The sequence below is a fragment of the Mixta mediterraneensis genome (genome assembly GCF_014946725.1).
Lineage (GTDB): Bacteria > Pseudomonadota > Gammaproteobacteria > Enterobacterales > Enterobacteriaceae > Pantoea > Pantoea mediterraneensis.
Genome location: NZ_JACFXY010000008.1, coordinates 74,732 through 94,112 on the forward strand (window position 1 = coordinate 74,732; position 19,381 = coordinate 94,112).

Here is a 19,381-nt window from a genome sequence, read left to right on the forward strand (position 1 = left end):
TGCCCCTTTTTTGCTTATTTGCGGTTAATGGCGCGGTAGCCAATATCGCGCCGGCAGAAACTGCCTTGCCATGATATGGGCTGTGCCAGTTCATAAGCGCGCTTCTGAGCTGCGGCAACATTGTCTCCTAATGCCGTCACACACAGTACGCGACCACCGTTAGTCAGTACCAAATCATCTGCAAGACGCGTTCCCGCATGGAAAACTTTGCCATCGGCGGGTTCTTCAAGCGGCAATCCATGGATCTGATTACCCGTGCTGTAGTTGCCGGGATAGCCACCGGCTGCCAGCACGACACCCAGCGCGGGACGCGGATCCCACTGCGAATCTTTCTTGTCCAGTTTGCCTTCACAGGCAGCCAGGCAAAGATCCACCAGATCCGACTGAAGGCGCAGCATGATCGGTTGCGTTTCCGGATCGCCAAAGCGACAGTTGAATTCGATCACTTTCGGCTGACCTGACGGATCGATCATTAACCCTGCATACAGAAAACCGGTATAGACGTTACCTTCTGCTGCCATACCACGTACGGTAGGCCAGATAACCTGGTCCATCACGCGCTGGTGGATCTCATCAGACACTACCGGAGCCGGGGAGTAAGCGCCCATGCCGCCAGTATTTGGACCGGTATCGCCATCGCCGACACGTTTGTGATCCTGACTGGTGGCCATGGGCAATACATGCTCGCCATCAACCATCACAATAAAACTGGCTTCTTCGCCATCCAGGAACTCTTCAATAACGATGCGGTGACCCGCGTCACCGAAGGCATTACCCGCCAGCATATCGTGCACGGCATCTTCTGCTTCCTGCAACGTCATCGCAACGATCACCCCTTTACCGGCTGCGAGTCCATCCGCTTTAATGACAATAGGCGCGCTTTTTTCGCGCAGGTAGGCCAGCGCAGGTTCGACTTCGGTAAAATTTTGATATTCCGCGGTGGGAATTTTATGGCGAGCGAGGAAATCTTTCGTGAAAGCTTTGGAGCCTTCCAGCTGCGCAGCGGCTTGCGTTGGGCCGAAAATTTTCAGACCTGCGGCGCGGAAAGTATCAACCACGCCAATTACTAAGGGCGCTTCAGGCCCGACAATCGTCAGATCAATTTTTTCACGCTGGGCAAATTCCAGCAGGCCAGCTATATCGGTCGGGTTGATAGCAACGTTTTGCAGCGCAGGTTCTAAGGCAGTGCCTGCGTTACCCGGCGCAACAAATACAGTTTCAGCCAGCGGCGATTGCGCGGCCTTCCATGCCAGCGCGTGTTCACGTCCGCCATTACCGATAACTAAAATTTTCATTGTTAATTCTCCAGACGATTAATGACGGAAATGTCGCATTTCAGTAAAGATCATTGCAATGCCGTGTTCATCGGCGGCAGCAATGACTTCATCATCACGAATGGAACCGCCCGGTTGAATTACGCAGCTCACGCCAACAGCGGCAGCAGCATCAATCCCGTCCCGGAACGGGAAGAAAGCATCAGATGCCATTGCAGAACCTTTTACTTCCAGTCCTTCATCACCGGCTTTAATCCCGGCAATTTTGGCGGAGTAAACGCGGCTCATCTGACCAGCGCCAATGCCAATGGTCATATTGTCGCGTGCGTAAACAATGGCATTCGATTTAACGAATTTCGCGACTTTCCAGCAGAACAGCGCATCACGCAGTTCCTGTTCGGTTGGCTGACGCTTACTGACTAGGCGCAATTGGCTGGCTTCAGTCATGCCCAAATCGCGATCCTGTACCAGCAAACCGCCATTGACACGTTTGAAATCCAGACCTTTAACGCGTTCCTGCCATTGACCACAAATCAGGACGCGAACGTTTTGCTTGCCAGACGTGACCTTCAGTGCGGCTTCAGTTGCAGAAGGCGCAATAATCACTTCGACAAACTGGCGACTGATAATCGCTTGCGCCGTTGCTTCGTCCAGCTCACGGTTAAAGGCAATAATACCGCCGAAGGCTGACGTTGGATCTGTTTGGTAAGCGCGCTCATAAGCCGCGAGAAGAGAAGTGTCCACCGCGACACCGCAAGGGTTAGCGTGCTTAACGATGACACAGGCGGGTTCGCTAAATTCTTTTACGCATTCCAGTGCGGCATCCGTATCGGCGATATTATTGTAAGACAGCGCCTTGCCCTGAACCTGTAATGCAGTTGCAACGGAAGCCTCCTGCACATTCTCTTCTATATAGAACGCCGCATCCTGGTGGCTGTTTTCGCCGTAACGCATATCCTGCTTTTTGATGAAGTTCAGATTAAGGGTCCGCGGGAAGCGGCCAGCCGGTTCTTTACTTTCGCCATGGTAAGCAGGAACCAGGCTACCGAAATAGTTGGCAATCATGCTGTCATAGGCAGCAGTATGTTCAAAGGCTTTGATCGCCAGATCGAAACGGGTCGCCAGTGTCAGGGAGTTTTCGTTGGCATCCAGCTCGGCCACGATGGCTTCGTAGTCGCTGCTCTTAACGACAATCGCGACATCTTTATGGTTTTTCGCAGCAGAGCGCACCATCGTCGGGCCACCAATATCGATGTTTTCTACTGCATCTTCCAGTGAACAACCCTCACGAGCGACAGTTTGCGCAAAGGGATACAGGTTAACGACCACCATATCGATGGGACTAATAGAGTGCTGCGCCATAATGGCATCATCCTGGCCACGACGGCCCAGAATGCCGCCATGTACTTTCGGGTGCAGCGTTTTGACACGTCCATCCATCATCTCTGGGAAACCGGTATAGTCAGACACTTCAGTGACAGGAAGGCCTGCATCAGCCAGTAGGCGAGCTGTGCCACCCGTGGAGAGCAGTTCGACACCGCGGTTGGAAAGCGCCTGAGCAAACTCGAGAATGCCGGCTTTATCAGAAACACTGAGCAGAGCGCGGCGTACAGGACGACGTTGTTGCATGGTGGTTTTATCCCTTGGCTTTGTTTCGCGTAAATAAGAGCGTTACATCAAGCTTAATGATCTCTTTTATATATAAAGAGAAAGAAAACTTCAGGTAACGCCCCGAAAAGGGGTGTCCGTCACATCGCGGGGCATTGTAGCGAAAACGTTTGCGTGATGCTTGCCTAAATTCGCACAATCGGAAAATGTGGATAACCTTGTGAGTAACTGCGTATAAGGCGGGACTTTGCTGTGGAATGCAGCGAACGCGTATTTTTATTGAATTTAGCGGTTGCGCATGCCGAACAACTCCCTATAATGCGCCTCCACTGACACGGCACACCGGCTTACGGTATGACGTGCTGGCAGGTTCGGGAGACTGAGCCGCCGGAGAAAAACTTCTCAGAAAGAGGTTGACTCTGCAGGAGGAAAGCGTAATATACGCCACCTCGCGACAGCCGGTTAAGCCGCTGTACGCACTGCTCTTTAACAATTTATCAGACAATCTGTGTGGGCACTCGCAGGATTGATATCAGCGTCTCCGGACGTAAAAAATATCAAGTCTCTGCTGAGTGAACACGTAATTCATTACGACGTTAAATTCACAGAGCATCGCTGCGCCGTTCTTTAGTGAACGGTGTCAGCAAATCAGACTTTTAATTGAAGAGTTTGATCATGGCTCAGATTGAACGCTGGCGGCAGGCCTAACACATGCAAGTCGGACGGTAACGGGAAGAAGCTTGCTTCTTTGCCGACGAGTGGCGGACGGGTGAGTAATGTCTGGGAAACTGCCCGATGGAGGGGGATAACCACTGGAAACGGTGGCTAATACCGCATAATGTCTTCGGACCAAAGTGGGGGACCTCCGGGCCTCACACCATCGGATGTGCCCAGACGGGATTAGCTGGTAGGTGAGGTAAAGGCTCACCTAGGCGACGATCCCTAGCTGGTCTGAGAGGATGACCAGCCACACTGGAACTGAGACACGGTCCAGACTCCTACGGGAGGCAGCAGTGGGGAATATTGCACAATGGGCGCAAGCCTGATGCAGCCATGCCGCGTGTATGAAGAAGGCCTTCGGGTTGTAAAGTACTTTCAGCGGGGAGGAAGGGATGAGGTTTAATACGCCTCGTCATTGACGTTACCCGCAGAAGAAGCACCGGCTAACTCCGTGCCAGCAGCCGCGGTAATACGGAGGGTGCAAGCGTTAATCGGAATTACTGGGCGTAAAGCGCACGCAGGCGGTCTGTTAAGTCAGATGTGAAATCCCCGGGCTCAACCCGGGAACTGCATTTGAAACTGGCAGGCTTGAGTCTCGTAGAGGGGGGTAGAATTCCAGGTGTAGCGGTGAAATGCGTAGAGATCTGGAGGAATACCGGTGGCGAAGGCGGCCCCCTGGACGAAGACTGACGCTCAGGTGCGAAAGCGTGGGGAGCAAACAGGATTAGATACCCTGGTAGTCCACGCCGTAAACGATGTCGACTTGGAGGCTGTGCCCTTGAGGCGTGGCTTCCGGAGCTAACGCGTTAAGTCGACCGCCTGGGGAGTACGGCCGCAAGGTTAAAACTCAAATGAATTGACGGGGGCCCGCACAAGCGGTGGAGCATGTGGTTTAATTCGATGCAACGCGAAGAACCTTACCTGGTCTTGACATCCACGGAATCTGGCAGAGATGCCTGAGTGCCTTCGGGAGCCGTGAGACAGGTGCTGCATGGCTGTCGTCAGCTCGTGTTGTGAAATGTTGGGTTAAGTCCCGCAACGAGCGCAACCCTTATCCTTTGTTGCCAGCGGTTCGGCCGGGAACTCAAAGGAGACTGCCGGTGATAAACCGGAGGAAGGTGGGGATGACGTCAAGTCATCATGGCCCTTACGACCAGGGCTACGCACGTGCTACAATGGCGCATACAAAGAGAAGCGACCTCGCGAGAGCAAGCGGACCTCATAAAGTGCGTCGTAGTCCGGATCGGAGTCTGCAACCCGACTCCGTGAAGTCGGAATCGCTAGTAATCGTGGATCAGAATGCCACGGTGAATACGTTCCCGGGCCTTGTACACACCGCCCGTCACACCATGGGAGTGGGTTGCAAAAGAAGTAGGTAGCTTAACCTCCGGGAGGGCGCTTACCACTTTGTGATTCATGACTGGGGTGAAGTCGTAACAAGGTAACCGTAGGGGAACCTGCGGTTGGATCACCTCCTTACCTGAAGATACCTTCCTGCGAAGTGCTCACACAGATTGTCTGATGAAAACGTAAAGAAGCAGGACGGCTGCGAAGTCGTGACACATTCGTGTCCCCTTCGTCTAGCGGTTAGGACTCCGCCCTTTCACGGCGGCAACAGGGGTTCGAATCCCCTAGGGGACGCCACTGCTTGGTGACAGGTGAAAGGTGTCTCCCCAGTATCTCAAAACCGGTTTCGCGGGTAAACAGCGGCGCCGTGTTTGAGATATTTGCTCTTTAACAATCCGGAACAAGCTGAAAATTGAAACGACACGCCGTGTTCATTCTCCGTAATAAGAGTGAAATTAACGGTGTGTCCGGGTCTCAGCTTTGCAGTCTGCATGCGTAAAACGCCTGTGGGTTGTAAGGTTAAGCGACCAAGCGTACACGGTGGATGCCCTGGCAGTCAGAGGCGATGAAGGACGTGCTAATCTGCGTAAAGCGCCGGTAAGGTGATATGAACCGCTACAGCCGGCGATGTCCGAATGGGGAAACCCGGTGCACTCTGTGCATCATCGTAACATGAATACATAGTGTTACGAGGCGAACCGGGGGAACTGAAACATCTAAGTACCCCGAGGAAAAGAAATCAACCGAGATTCCCCCAGTAGCGGCGAGCGAACGGGGAGGAGCCCAGAGTCTGAATCAGCGTGTGTGTCAGTGGAAGCGTCTGGAAAGGCGCACGGTACAGGGTGACAGTCCCGTACACGAAGACACACAGGCTGTGAGCTCGATGAGTAAGGCGGGACACGTGATATCCTGTCTGAAGACGGGGGGACCATCCTCCAAGGCTAAATACTCCTGACTGACCGATAGTGAACCAGTACCGTGAGGGAAAGGCGAAAAGAACCCCGGCGAGGGGAGTGAAACAGAACCTGAAACCGTGTACGTACAAGCAGTGGGAGCACCTTCGTGGTGTGACTGCGTACCTTTTGTATAATGGGTCAGCGACTTATATTCTGTAGCAAGGTTAACCGTATAGGGGAGCCGCAGGGAAACCGAGTCTTAACCGGGCGACAAGTTGCAGGGTATAGACCCGAAACCCGGTGATCTAGCCATGGGCAGGTTGAAGGTTGGGTAACACTAACTGGAGGACCGAACCGACTAATGTTGAAAAATTAGCGGATGACCTGTGGCTGGGGGTGAAAGGCCAATCAAACCGGGAGATAGCTGGTTCTCCCCGAAAGCTATTTAGGTAGCGCCTCGTGAATTCATCTCCGGGGGTAGAGCACTGTTTCGGCTAGGGGGCCATCCCGGCTTACCAACCCGATGCAAACTACGAATACCGGAGAATGTTATCACGGGAGACACACGGCGGGTGCTAACGTCCGTCGTGAAGAGGGAAACAACCCAGACCGCCAGCTAAGGTCCCAAAGTCATGGTTAAGTGGGAAACGATGTGGGAAGGCCCAGACAGCCAGGATGTTGGCTTAGAAGCAGCCATCATTTAAAGAAAGCGTAATAGCTCACTGGTCGAGTCGGCCTGCGCGGAAGATGTAACGGGGCTAAACCATGCACCGAAGCTGCGGCAGCGGCGCGTAAGCGCCGCTGGGTAGGGGAGCGTTCTGTAAGCCGTCGAAGGCGGACTGTGAGGTCTGCTGGAGGTATCAGAAGTGCGAATGCTGACATAAGTAACGATAAAGCGGGTGAAAAGCCCGCTCGCCGGAAGACCAAGGGTTCCTGTTCAACGTTAATCGGAGCAGGGTGAGTCGACCCCTAAGGCGAGGCCGAAAGGCGTAGTCGATGGGAAACAGGTTAATATTCCTGTACTTGGTGTTACTGCGAAGGGGGGACGGAGAAGGCTGTGTCAGCCGGGCGACGGTTGTCCCGGTTTAAGCGTGTAGGCGTGTGTGCCAGGCAAATCCGGCACACTCTACGCTGAGGCGTGATGACGAGGCACTACGGTGCTGAAGTGACAGATGCCCTGCTTCCAGGAAAAGCCTCTAAGCTCCAGGTAACACGAAATCGTACCCCAAACCGACACAGGTGGTCAGGTAGAGAATACCCAGGCGCTTGAGAGAACCCGGGTGAAGGAACTAGGCAAAATGGTGCCGTAACTTCGGGAGAAGGCACGCTGGCGCGTAGGTGAAGGGACATGCTCCCGGAGCTGAAGCCAGTCGAAGATACCAGCTGGCTGCAACTGTTTATTAAAAACACAGCACTGTGCAAACACGAAAGTGGACGTATACGGTGTGACGCCTGCCCGGTGCCGGAAGGTTAACTGATGGGGTTATCGCAAGAGAAGCTCCTGATTGAAGCCCCGGTAAACGGCGGCCGTAACTATAACGGTCCTAAGGTAGCGAAATTCCTTGTCGGGTAAGTTCCGACCTGCACGAATGGCGTAATGATGGCCAGGCTGTCTCCACCCGGGACTCAGTGAAATTGAACTCGCTGTGAAGATGCAGTGTACCCGCGGCAAGACGGAAAGACCCCGTGAACCTTTACTACAGCTTGACACTGAACCTTGAGCCTTGATGTGTAGGATAGGTGGGAGGCTTTGAAGCGTGGACGCCAGTCTGCGTGGAGCCATCCTTGAAATACCACCCTTTAATGTTTGATGTTCTAACGTAGGCCCGTGATCCGGGCTGCGGACAGTGTCTGGTGGGTAGTTTGACTGGGGCGGTCTCCTCCTAAAGCGTAACGGAGGAGCACGAAGGTCAGCTAATCACGGTCGGACATCGTGAGGTTAGTGCAATGGCATAAGCTGGCTTGACTGCGAGCGTGACGGCGCGAGCAGGTGCGAAAGCAGGTCATAGTGATCCGGTGGTTCTGAATGGAAGGGCCATCGCTCAACGGATAAAAGGTACTCCGGGGATAACAGGCTGATACCGCCCAAGAGTTCATATCGACGGCGGTGTTTGGCACCTCGATGTCGGCTCATCACATCCTGGGGCTGAAGTAGGTCCCAAGGGTACGGCTGTTCGCCGTTTAAAGTGGTACGCGAGCTGGGTTTAGAACGTCGTGAGACAGTTCGGTCCCTATCTGCCGTGGGCGCTGGAAAACTGAGGGGGGTTGCTCCTAGTACGAGAGGACCGGAGTGAACGCACCGCTGGTGTCCGGGTTGTCACGCCAGTGGCACTGCCCGGTAGCTAAGTGCGGAAAAGATAAGTGCTGAAAGCATCTAAGCACGAAACTTGCCCCGAGATGAGTTTTCCCTGACCCTTTAAGGGTCCTGAAGGGACGTTGAAGACGACGACGTTGATAGGCCGGATGTGTAAGCGCAGCGATGCGTTGAGCTGACCGGTACTAATGACCCGTGAGGCTTAACCTTACAACGCCAGAGGCGTTTTGAGACCGGTTTTCAGCTTGGTTCACGGACTGGTTCACGTGGTTACCTGAGGGTGACGGCGTGAATAAAACAGAATTTGCCTGGCGGCCGTAGCGCGGTGGTCCCACCTGATCCCATGCCGAACTCAGAAGTGAAACGCCGTAGCGCCGATGGTAGTGTGGGGTCTCCCCATGCGAGAGTAGGGAACTGCCAGGCATCAAATAAGAGAAAGCCCTTTGCATATGCAAAGGGCTTTTTTACGTCCGGTTCCCGGACCGTTTTAACGCGATAAAAGCCAGCTCTGTCGGTTTCCTGCAAAATTCCAGGCGGTGTCAAACTGTCGCTTTCAAATTTTCGCTAACAGACGCGAATAGCACCACTGTATTCTCATACGCGTAGTCTCACGGCGAATAATCTATATCGCCATAGCAGCAGCGATACTCCATCTCACCCTTTATCAACCCCTTTGCTGATTTAAGCTGAAACATTTTCATATTCTGCATGAAGGCTCGACATTGCATAATCGCCAGGCTAAGGTTGGGCATCTGGATGTCTAAACGTTTATATGGTTGTGTGAGGTAAGCAGGCTATGCCAATCAGGGTTCCCGACGAATTACCGGCAGTAAATTTTTTGCGTAACGAAAATGTTTTTGTGATGGCCTCGTCGCGCGCCAGTGTTCAGGAGATCCGTCCGCTTAAGGTGCTGGTACTCAACCTTATGCCAAAAAAGATTGAGACAGAAAATCAGTTCCTGCGTTTACTTTCTTACTCGCCATGGCTTTGTTGAATAAATCGAACTTTTGCTGAGTTGAAGGATCAGATCACGCATCCTCCCGACAACACAGACCGTTCCGTGGCAAAGCAAAAGTTCAAAATCACCAACTGGCCCACCTACAACAAAGCCCTCATCAACCGTGGCTCCCTCACTTTCTGGCTGGACGATGAAGCGACTCATGCCTGGTATGAGTCGGCAACGCCTTCATCACGGGGAAGACCTCAGCGCTATTCTGACCTTGCCATCACCACCGTCCTGATGATTAAACGCCTGTTCCGGCTGACCCTGCGGGCTGCGCAGGGTTTTATTGATTCCATTTTTGCCCTGATGAACGTTCCGTTGCGCTGCCCGGATTACAGCAGTGTCAGCAAGCGGGCAAAGTCGGTTAATGTCTGTTTCAAAACACCCACCCGGGGTGAAATCGCACACCTGGTGATTGATTCCACCGGGCTGAAGGTTTTTGGTGAAGGCGAATGGAAAGTCAAAAATCACGGCAAAGAGCGCCGTCGTACCTGGCGGAAGCTGCATCTGGCCGTTGACAGCAGAACACATGAAGTCATCTGCGCGGACCTGTCTCTGAACAACGTCACGGACTCAGAAGCTTTCCCGGGTCTTATCCGGCAGACACACAGAAAAATCAGGGCAGCCGCAGCAGACGGCGCTTACGACACCCGACTCTGTCACGATGAACTGCGGCGCAAGAAAATCAGTGCCCTCATCCCGCCCCGAAAAGGAGCGGGTTACTGGCCCGTAGAGTACGCAGACCGTAACCGTGCAGGAGCGAATCAGCGGCTGACCGGGAGTAATGCCCGGTGGAAATGGACAACAGATTACAACCGTCGCTCGATAGCGGAGACGGCCATGTACAGGGTAAAGCAACTGTTCGGAGGTTCACTGACGCTGCGTGATTACGATGGTCAGGTAGCAGAGGCTTTGGGCATGGTGCGTGCGCTGAATAAAATAACGAAGGCTGGTATGCCAGAAAGCGTGCGTATTGCCTGAAAACCCGGTCAGCTACAGAGTCACTCGTCCTGAAGCTGATTTATTCAACAAAGCCACTCGCCATTGCAGATTGATATTCAGCTGCTGCGTATTGATAGCCGCGAATCCCGTAATACGCCTACAGAGCATCTCAATAACTTCTACTGCAATTTTGAAGATATACAGCATGACAATTTTGACGGCTTAATCGTTACTGGTGCACCCTTGGGTCTGGTTGATTTTAATGACGTCGCTTACTGGCCTCAAATTCAGCGCATATTGCATTGGGCGAAAGAGCATGTGACCTCAACGCTGTTCGTCTGTTGGGCGGTTCAGGCTGCGTTAAACATTCTTTACGGCATTCCTAAGCAAACGCGTCAGAAGAAATTATCCGGGGTTTTCGAACATCAAATTCTGCATCCGCATGCTTTGCTGACACGGGGATTCGACGATAATTTTCTGGCTCCGCATTCACGCTATGCCGATTTCCCAACGCAACTGATCACCGATTACACCGATCTCGAACTGTTTGCTGAATCAGAACAAACTGGCGCATATTTAATGGCAAGTAAGGATAAACGGTTGGCATTTGTCACCGGGCATCCAGAATATGACGCGCTGACATTATCAGGTGAGTATCATCGTGATTACGATGCCGGGTTAAACCCCGATATTCCGCATAATTATTTTCCCCAGGATAATCCTGAGCTACCGCCGCGTGCCACATGGCGTAGCCACGGCAATTTATTATTCTCTAACTGGCTCAATTATTATGTCTACCAAATCACGCCATACGATCTGCGCCATATGAATCCAACGCTGGAATAAAATTAAAATTTGTCGGATCCGCCGTGTCAGCCTTTAGCTGGCACGGTTTTTTTATGCCCGGAATTCCCATAATGGAAACCATTCCTTCCAGTAAATAATTTTTAATCTCTTGTTTATAAAATAGCTAATCAATATTTAATTTTAAAATAGAAATAGTTTTTATTTTAAAAATAAAATGAATATGCTTTGGGCCTGTAGCTTAAAAATTGTCCGGTACGTAAAAATCATCCTGCGATCCCGCTAATAACAGGAGTAAGCCTCCATGACAGCTGTAGTGCCTTACATTTCACTCAGTCCTTTAAACATGCGGAGCAGCAGCTCCTTACCCCGAGGTCATTCACTTTCTGCAAGAACTCGTCGCACGCTTTGCCCCACAGCGTGAAGCATTGTTAACGACGCGAGAACAATGGCAGCAAGGTTACGACAAAGGTTAGCTACCGGCGGTATTTCAGATAGATGAGATCCTGTGGAAACTGCTCGATCACAGTTGGCCTGAATACAATGGGGGCCGACATGCGCATCAGCTGCGTACACTGCACTTGATCGATAATGACTGCCTGATGATCGCTGAGATCCAATACTGCCAGATTTACGGTTTCACCGGACATCTCCACCAGCCTGCGCAACACCGGATGCACCAGTGCAAACAGATTGCGGCTCTGCAGGAAGCTGCTGCCAACCACAAAGGCGTGCGCGCCAATCGTTCAGAAGCCGAGATCGCCAACCTGACGGACAAAGCCTTGTTGCTGCATGGTGGTCAGTAAACGCTGGGTTGTAGAATTAGGTAAACCGGCCTGCTGCGCCAGTTCGGTCAGCGCTACGCTGCCGTGAGATTCAGTGATGAATTCCAGCAGCCTCGGACCGCGGGTTAAAGACTAGACCTGGCCACCGACGGGAGCGGCAGAAGCGAACGTACCGCGAGATTTTTTACCGCGTTTTGCGGTGACGGGCGTTGTCATTGCTCTTTCTCCTTTCGCAATCGGAAAATCATTTTCGTTTTAATTGGCTGATTTGCAAATGGCTGATTTGCAAACAGCGCCTTTCTGGTCAGACCCGTTGCGGCTGTTGACTGAAAATGTCTCACGCAAGGTTGCTTTTACCCTTAACAAAGTTATGCCAGTATGTCGGGCTGGTATTTCAGCCAGCAGATTGAAGGGAACGAGGCAACAGTGAGCAACAAAATCGAAGCGCTGCATCAGCAGCTCGCGCAACGCATTATGGTGTTAGACGGTGGCATGGGCACGATGATCCAGAGCTATAAGCTGGATGAGCAGGATTTTCGCGGCAGCCGTTTCGCTGACTGGCCTTGCGATCTCAAAGGTAACAACGATCTGCTGGTACTGAGCAAGCCGGAGGTGATCCGCGAGATCCATGACGCGTATCTTGCCGCCGGTGCGGATATTCTCGAAACCAACACCTTTAACGCGACCACCATTGCGATGGCTGATTATCAGATGGAAGCGTTATCGGCGGAGATCAACTTTGAAGCGGCGAAGCTGGCGCGCGCCTGTGCTGATGAATGGACGGCGAAAACGCCGGATCGGCCGCGCTATGTGGCGGGTGTATTAGGCCCGACTAACCGTACCTGCTCGATCTCGCCTGACGTTAACGATCCCGCTTATCGAAACGTGACTTTCAATCAGCTGGTGGAAGCTTACCGCGAATCGACGCGTGCGCTGGTGAAAGGGGGAGCCGATCTCATCATGATTGAAACGGTGTTCGATACCCTGAATGCTAAAGCCGCGATCTACGCGGTACAGACTGAGATGGAAGCGCTTGGGGTTAAATTGCCTCTGATGATCTCCGGCACCATCACCGATGCGTCAGGACGTACATTGTCTGGTCAAACGACTGAAGCCTTTTATAACTCGCTGCGTCATGCGGAGCCGCTGTCGTTTGGTCTCAACTGTGCGCTTGACCCGGATGAATTGCGTCAGTATGTGGCAGAGCTGTCGCGCATTGCGGAAGGCTACGTCACCGCTCATCCCAATGCGGGATTACCAAATGCGTTTGGCGAATACGATCTGGATGCTGAAATTATGGCGCAGCAGATTGGAGAGTGGGCGACATCGGGCTTCCTTAATATTATCGGTGGCTGCTGTGGCACGACGCCGGAACACATCGCGGCGATGGTGAAAGCGGTTGACGGCGTTGCGCCTCGCCAGCTGCCAAACATTCCCGTCGCCTGTCGCCTTTCCGGCCTTGAGCCGTTGAATATTACTGCTGAATCGCTGTTCGTGAACGTCGGTGAACGCACCAACGTTACGGGTTCGGCGAAGTTCAAACGCCTGATCAAAGAAGATAAATACAACGAAGCGCTGGAAGTCGCGCTACAGCAGGTCGAAAACGGCGCGCAGATTATTGACATCAATATGGATGAAGGAATGCTGGACGCCGAAGCGGCGATGGTGCGTTTCCTCAACCTTATCGCGGGCGAACCTGATATTGCACGTGTCCCGATTATGATTGACTCCTCAAAATGGGAGGTGATTGAAAAAGGTCTGCAATGTATTCAGGGCAAAGGCATTGTGAATTCTATTTCTATGAAAGAGGGTGAAGAAGCCTTTATTCATCACGCCCGTCAGGTTCGTCGCTACGGTGCTGCGATGGTGGTGATGGCGTTTGATGAAGTTGGCCAGGCAGATACGCGAGCGCGTAAAATTGAAATCTGCCGTCGTGCCTACAAAATTCTTACCGGGCAAGTGGGTTTCCCGCCGGAAGACATCATTTTCGATCCCAATATTTTCGCGGTTGCGACCGGTATTGAAGAACACAACAATTACGCAATGGACTTTATCGGCGCCTGTGAAGACATCAAGCGCGAACTGCCGCATGCGATGATCTCCGGTGGGGTGTCCAACGTCTCGTTCTCCTTCCGGGGCAACGATCCGGTACGTGAGGCTATCCACGCGGTATTTCTCTACTATGCCATCCGTAAAGGCATGGATATGGGCATCGTCAATGCTGGTCAGCTGGCAATTTATGATGATTTGCCAGCTGAGTTACGCGATGCGGTTGAAGATGTGATCCTCAACCGCCGCGATGATGGCACTGAACGCCTGCTGGATCTGGCAGAAAAATATCGCAGCGATAAAAGCGACGGCGCGCAGGAGAAGCAGCAGGCCGAATGGCGCAGCTGGGATGTCGTGAAGCGTCTGGAATATTCGCTGGTAAAAGGTATTACCGAATTTATTGAGCAAGACACCGAAGAAGCACGCCAGCAGGCTCCGCGCCCGATTGAAGTGATTGAAGGCCCGCTAATGTCAGGGATGAACGTAGTCGGCGACCTGTTTGGTGAAGGAAAAATGTTTCTGCCGCAGGTGGTGAAATCAGCACGCGTGATGAAGCAGGCGGTTGCCTATCTGGAGCCATTTATTGAGGCCAGCAAAGAAGCGGGCCGTAGCAATGGCAAAATCGTGCTGGCGACGGTGAAAGGCGATGTACACGACATCGGCAAGAATATCGTTGGCGTAGTTTTGCAGTGTAATAACTATGAAATTATCGATCTTGGCGTGATGGTGCCGGGCGAAAAAATCCTGAAAACAGCGCGTGAAGTTAATGCGGACATCATCGGTTTATCTGGCCTGATTACGCCGTCGCTGGACGAAATGGTCAATATGGCCAAAGAGATGGAGCGCCAGGGCTTCACCCTGCCACTGCTGATTGGCGGCGCGACCACTTCAAAAGCGCACACTGCGGTGAAAATTGAGCAAAACTACAGTGGCCCAACAGTATATGTGCAGAACGCCTCGCGCACGGTTGGCGTGGTCTCTTCGCTGCTTTCGTCCTCCCTGAAAGATGATTTCGTGGCGCGTACCCGCAAAGAGTACGAAACCGTACGTATTCAACATGCCCGTAAAAAACCGCGTACGCCGCCGGTTTCCTTGCAGGTCGCCCGTGATAATGCGACCAGCCTTGACTGGGAAAATTACACGCCGCCGATGGCGCATCGTCTCGGTGTCAGCGCCGTGGAGGCCAGTATTGATACGCTGCGAAACTATATCGACTGGACGCCATTCTTTATGACCTGGTCGCTGGCGGGCAAATATCCGCGCATCCTTGAAGATGAAGTGGTGGGTGAAGAGGCGAAGCGCCTGTTTGCCGATGCCAATGCCATGCTCGATATGCTGAGTGAAAACGGCGCGCTGAAGCCGCGCGGCGTGGTCGGTATTTTTCCGGCCAACCGCGTTGGAGATGATGTGCATATTTACAAGGATGAACAGCGCAATGAAATACTGTGTGTAAGTCATCACTTACGTCAGCAAACCGAGAAAACCGACTTTGCCAACTATTGTCTGGCCGATTTCGTCGCGCCGAAAACCAGCGGTAAAGCGGATTACCTGGGCGCATTCGCTGTTACCGGCGGGTTGGAAGAAGATGAACTAGCGGAGGCTTACGACCGCCAGCATGATGACTACAACAAAATCATGGTAAAGGCGCTTGCCGATCGCCTGGCGGAAGCGTTTGCCGAGTATCTGCATGAGCGGGTACGTAAAGTGATATGGGGCTTCTCGCCTAACGAGAATCTCAGCAAGGAAGAGCTGATCCGCGAAAATTATCAGGGCATTCGTCCGGCACCTGGTTACCCGGCATGTCCGGAACACACCGAAAAGGCGACAATCTGGCAGCTACTGGATGTTGAAGCCATGACGGGAATGAAGCTGACAGAATCTTTTGCCATGTGGCCGGGCGCATCGGTTTCGGGCTGGTACTTTAGCCATCCTGACAGCCGCTATTTCGCCGTGGCGCAGATTCAGCGCGATCAGGTTGAAGATTACGCCGCACGCAAAGGTATGCCGGTGTCGGAGGTCGAGCGCTGGCTGGCACCCAACCTTGGCTACGACGCAGACTAAAAATCCTGGCGCCAGCTATCTCGCTGGCGCATCCTGGCTTCTTCGCTCAGCATTGCGAAAAAGGATGGCCACCGCCTGCATCTGCATGCGGTGGCAACGTGCGTTTAATTAAACCGGGCATCCCGATCGGACGTTAAATCATACAGCTGGTATTTACGTCCCAGCATCTGACCACCATCGCGCGTCAGCGGCACCCAGTTAACTTGTGCACGGCCACGCGTTGGCGTCACGGTGAACAGATCCATTGGGATAGAAATGTAAAAACCTTTGGTGAAATCGCCCTCACCGTACTCATCTGACGACACATCGGTTTTGGTGGCATATACACCAACCATTACACCACTGTCGAAGCGTTTGGAAATATCCACCGTTACGCCTTTATCTTTCGCCAGATACTGACCGACGCTGGCTTTTACCAGAACATCCTGCATAAACCATGGACGCCAGTAAGCCGTCAGATTCCCCGTTGACGCTTTGTAGTTGGTGAACTGCATCATGTTGTCCCAGTCACGCTGGCGGACATAGTTAGCGTCAATTCCCACTGCCCAGTTGCTATCGATCGGTCGATAAAGCAGCTCGCCGCCTACGCCACCGTACATCGTCTCCAGATAGCCGCCATACATCTGGCCGTAGAAACCATTACCCAGGTAACCCATATAGTTAGCCTGCAGGTCATTAACGTAGACATTATTTTCAACGTAATCACGAATATGGGTACGCACACGCGGTAAGGTCGAATCAGCAGGCGCGCCGTTGTAATTGAATTTGTCATAGTTGTTGGCGATATTGCCGAACAGGCTACCACCTACCAGCAGATGATCGGTAAGCCAGAAGTCGACGTTACCCATAACGCCAACCTGGTACATATAGAAACTTTCCGGGCCGCCCATTGATTGATTCAGTACCGGCGACAGGCTGTAGTTCAGGCGATCTTTACGGATAAACAGGCCTTGCTCCGTTTGTCCGGCATCAACCGGATCCTTGCGCGTCTGCTGTAAGGGCTGTTCATGTCCGAGCGGATACCCGACTAACTCATTATGCAGGCTGGCAACCCTGGTTGTGGTCGTCACCTGCGGCATGTTAAAGCGTGATTCGGTAACGTTAATGGTATCAATACCCGCAGGCAGGTTATTCATTATGATGCGGTTAGCGCGATCGACACCTTCACGTGTATCACGATATTTGGTCTGCTCGCCGGAAACATACAGCGTATGGCCTTTAGTCTGAATATGAGGGCCAATCAGGCCCGCGTTGTACTTCAGATCGGTTAACTGCGTCGCCACCACAGTTGGCTCTAATAATTGCGGTTGTGGATGCGGATGGTAAGCCGGTTTTTCTCTGTCGATGTGTGCCTGACGCAGGTCGTTAAAGTTTGTGCGAATCGTCACGCCGAACATAAAGGTATTGCCGCGCTCGTAGCTGGCATTGATGTCGGCCCAGTCGGTGACGCGATAAATTGCGCCTACGTTCAGCTTGCTGCGCTGTTCAAGGCGGCCAGCGAAGTCATCCTGATAATCGTTGCCTTCATACTCCATCTTGAGGCGCAGCGGTTGCCACGGCGTTTGATATTCAACGCCGCCAAACAGGGCGCTCGGGCCGTGAAACATCTGCGAACCGTTAATCGAACCCGCCTGGCCGGTACCGGGGCGCTGGCAATAACTGTCGCTGTATGAGCAGAACGGATTTTTGAGGGTGCCGCTGTTGCCGAGATACCCCCAGCCGAGCCCTAGGGTAAAATCAAAGGGCCCCCACGCTTTGCTGGCAACCAGATATTCACTATCGAACAAACCCGTGCCGCCGAGATCGCGCGTGCCAAACGAGACTTCTGGCAACCAGTAACCTTCCTGCCACAGGCGCAGCTTCAGATCGAAGGCTTTATCTTTGTAGCTCTGATTACCGCTGAATGATGAAACGGCACTGTATTCACGGGTTCGCACGTCGGTGTAACGCACGGTAGTTTCCAGCCAGGGAAAAAGCTGCAGAGACGCCGAGTAATAGCGATATTGATCGTTATCGCGGAAGTTTAGGCTAAATTCCCCCTCTTTCGCCATACGCGCGGTAGGCACCTGCAGCAGACCCACACCGCCGAAATCAGACTGGGAAGGACCGATCGGTTCTGGCCAGGTTTCGGCCTGTACCTGGCAGGCCGTCGCCACGGAAACAGCCAACAGGCTGAAGAGATAATGTTTTTTCATCAGTCTGGTATCCGGTGAGTCAAAACGGAAAGGATGCGGTTATTTAGATCGCCATAAGCGCCAGGCAGGCTCCAGGCCGAGAAACCAAGCCAGATGATGCTGCCGGGTTCAACTTCGACATGACGATGATTCCAGTAAGCAATCGGCACCTGTTGTGTCGCACCGGAAGGGGAGATGACGGTAGCAAAATTATTTTCCGCACCGGAAAGGCGTTTGTGACTTGCCAGATACTCTCGCACCGATTGTCCGGGTTGCCAGTTCACCTTCCCGGCCCCGGCTAGCGCGCCGAGCAGTAATACGTGACTGGATGGCGCGGCCAGATAAAGATCGTAGCGGCCTTCAAGGCGGCGATTGTCTGCCGGATGCAGGCGAATCCAGTCGGGATCGAGCGGCGTAAACAGGCGTCCAGTGACCCTGATGTTAACTAATTGACGAATCACTTCGTCAATTGCGGCAGTACGTTCGCCGCTGCTGTTGGCGCGCCACGCTCGCAGTTGCGCCAGAGTTTGCTGATAAAGCTGATGCGCCACGGCGGTGGCAGCGTGTTCGGCAATCACCGCGCCCGTGCTGTAAGGCATCACCGCGGGTTGCGTCATCAGCTGTGCCAGGTCTTGTACGGCAACAATGTGTAGGCTGTTTTGACTATGCGGTGCATGCACCGTGACTTGTCCATCCGCCAGGGCCGCTGCGCTGAACAGGCTGAGGCCGGTCAGCAGAGAAGTTATTTTTTTCATGATTTCGCCGGCTTCAGAATGGTAGTTTCAACAGGGAAGGCGTCTGCCGCCAGCATTTGACGGGCCTGTACCACCTCACCGCTACGGTTATCAATCCAGAAGGTGTTCTCCCATTCACGCCCGCTGCTATCGATACGTGCCTGTTCATGCCAGACGCGACAGGCAATGCGATGGCCTGCGACGTCCAGCACTTGATCTTCACCCCGCTGGAAGAGGGAGCTAACCGTTGCGGCGCGTACCTTGCCTTGCTCGGTCCACTGAACGATACGCGTCCAGCTGGCACCTTTACGGATATGCAGACCGTCGGCCAGAGGATCGTGTTGTAGGTTACTGACCTGCTGCAAATTATTCGGCAGGCCAAGGGTTTTGATCAGACGACCCTGCGCGGTAACCAGCATCGCTTTGTCCTGGGTTACCCATTTCTGTTGATCGTTTTCGTTATAACCCAGTACAACGAAAATGCGCGGACCATCATTAATGCGGGCGTAAAGGCTGGCGTAAGGCAAATCGTTAATTTGTTGACTGGTGATGGTCACATCATCCGGGCCGCTGATGGCAAGCATCACGGTCTGTTCCAGCCCTTTTTGCGTTTGTGTGCAGGCCTGCAGCAGCAGACAAGCGAGCAGCAGAGGAAGTTGGCGCACTGTGT

Annotated in this window: 8 protein-coding genes, 1 tRNA gene, 3 rRNA genes and 3 pseudogenes; 9 read left to right on the forward strand and 6 right to left on the reverse strand. The window is 53.0% G+C overall.

What is annotated here, in order from left to right; translation table 11 throughout:
* Positions 1 to 14: 14 nt before the first annotated feature.
* Together purD and purH are read right to left on the reverse strand one after the other, a co-directional pair.
* On the reverse strand, positions 15 to 1,295 hold the full coding sequence (purD, locus tag H2P46_RS15055) for a phosphoribosylamine--glycine ligase (RefSeq protein ID WP_193405776.1): 1,281 nt from the start codon (positions 1,293 to 1,295) through the stop codon (positions 15 to 17).
* A gap of 18 nt (positions 1,296 to 1,313) precedes the next feature.
* Positions 1,314 to 2,903, reverse strand: coding sequence for a bifunctional phosphoribosylaminoimidazolecarboxamide formyltransferase/IMP cyclohydrolase (gene purH / locus H2P46_RS15060; RefSeq protein ID WP_193405777.1), 1,590 nt, complete (start codon positions 2,901 to 2,903; stop codon positions 1,314 to 1,316).
* A 636-nt stretch (positions 2,904 to 3,539) separates the two neighbouring features.
* On the opposite strand from purH, the gene H2P46_RS15065 reads away from it, so the two are divergent.
* From H2P46_RS15065 to H2P46_RS23315, 8 genes and pseudogenes are all read left to right on the forward strand, one after another.
* Positions 3,540 to 5,081, forward strand: a 16S ribosomal RNA gene (locus tag H2P46_RS15065).
* A 90-nt stretch (positions 5,082 to 5,171) separates the two neighbouring features.
* A tRNA-Glu gene (locus tag H2P46_RS15070) sits at positions 5,172 to 5,246 on the forward strand.
* 220 nt (positions 5,247 to 5,466) lie between these two features.
* Positions 5,467 to 8,369, forward strand: a 23S ribosomal RNA gene (locus tag H2P46_RS15075).
* 97 nt (positions 8,370 to 8,466) lie between these two features.
* Positions 8,467 to 8,582: ribosomal RNA gene (gene rrf, locus H2P46_RS15080) — 5S ribosomal RNA — on the forward strand.
* Together the 16S, 23S and 5S rRNA genes with 1 tRNA gene alongside form the textbook arrangement of a ribosomal RNA operon.
* A gap of 373 nt (positions 8,583 to 8,955) precedes the next feature.
* A pseudogene (locus H2P46_RS15085) lies at positions 8,956 to 9,141 on the forward strand (homoserine O-acetyltransferase/O-succinyltransferase family protein); the annotation flags it as partial.
* 33 nt (positions 9,142 to 9,174) lie between these two features.
* Positions 9,175 to 10,143: an IS5 family transposase gene (locus H2P46_RS15090; RefSeq protein WP_193405778.1), complete on the forward strand. Its 969-nt coding sequence runs from the start codon at positions 9,175 to 9,177 to the stop codon at positions 10,141 to 10,143.
* Between the two features lie 51 nt (positions 10,144 to 10,194).
* Positions 10,195 to 10,950: pseudogene (locus tag H2P46_RS15095) on the forward strand (homoserine O-succinyltransferase); the annotation flags it as partial.
* Between the two features lie 344 nt (positions 10,951 to 11,294).
* Positions 11,295 to 11,384, forward strand: a complete 90-nt coding sequence (locus H2P46_RS23315; RefSeq protein WP_338103648.1) for a hypothetical protein — start codon at positions 11,295 to 11,297, stop codon at positions 11,382 to 11,384.
* A 66-nt stretch (positions 11,385 to 11,450) separates the two neighbouring features.
* Here the strand turns inward: H2P46_RS23315 and H2P46_RS15100 are convergent.
* Positions 11,451 to 11,909: pseudogene (locus tag H2P46_RS15100) on the reverse strand (helix-turn-helix domain-containing protein); the annotation flags it as partial.
* Positions 11,910 to 12,119: 210 nt separating this feature from the next.
* On the opposite strand from H2P46_RS15100, the gene metH reads away from it, so the two are divergent.
* A complete protein-coding gene (metH, locus tag H2P46_RS15105) occupies positions 12,120 to 15,803 on the forward strand; it encodes a methionine synthase (protein ID WP_193405875.1) in 3,684 nt (1,227 codons plus the stop codon).
* Between the two features lie 104 nt (positions 15,804 to 15,907).
* Here the strand turns inward: metH and H2P46_RS15110 are convergent, their stop codons facing one another.
* The 3 genes from H2P46_RS15110 to H2P46_RS15120 are packed head-to-tail and all read right to left on the reverse strand — an operon-like array spanning position 15,908 to position 19,376.
* A complete protein-coding gene (locus H2P46_RS15110) occupies positions 15,908 to 17,998 on the reverse strand; it encodes a YjbH domain-containing protein (RefSeq protein WP_193405779.1) in 2,091 nt (696 codons plus the stop codon).
* Entirely contained in the window at positions 17,998 to 18,732 is a 735-nt protein-coding gene (locus H2P46_RS15115; RefSeq protein WP_193405780.1) for a capsule biosynthesis GfcC family protein, read from the reverse strand. Before H2P46_RS15115 ends, H2P46_RS15110 begins: the two co-directional genes overlap by 1 nt.
* Positions 18,729 to 19,376 carry a YjbF family lipoprotein gene (locus H2P46_RS15120; RefSeq protein ID WP_193405781.1) on the reverse strand — a complete coding sequence of 216 codons (648 nt, stop codon included), beginning with the start codon at positions 19,374 to 19,376 and terminating at the stop codon, positions 18,729 to 18,731. Before H2P46_RS15120 ends, H2P46_RS15115 begins: the two co-directional genes overlap by 4 nt.
* Between the last annotated feature and the right edge of the window lie 5 nt (positions 19,377 to 19,381).

Excerpts from the sequence above, each read along its gene's own strand:
- H2P46_RS15110 (WP_193405779.1), bottom strand. The coding sequence starts at position 17,998 with ATGAAAAAACATTATCTCTTCAGCCTGTTGGCTGTTTCCGTGGCGACG.
- H2P46_RS15115 (WP_193405780.1), bottom strand. The coding sequence starts at position 18,732 with ATGAAAAAAATAACTTCTCTGCTGACCGGCCTCAGCCTGTTCAGCGCA.
- purD (WP_193405776.1), bottom strand. The coding sequence starts at position 1,295 with ATGAAAATTTTAGTTATCGGTAATGGCGGACGTGAACACGCGCTGGCA.
- purH (WP_193405777.1), bottom strand. The coding sequence starts at position 2,903 with ATGCAACAACGTCGTCCTGTACGCCGCGCTCTGCTCAGTGTTTCTGAT.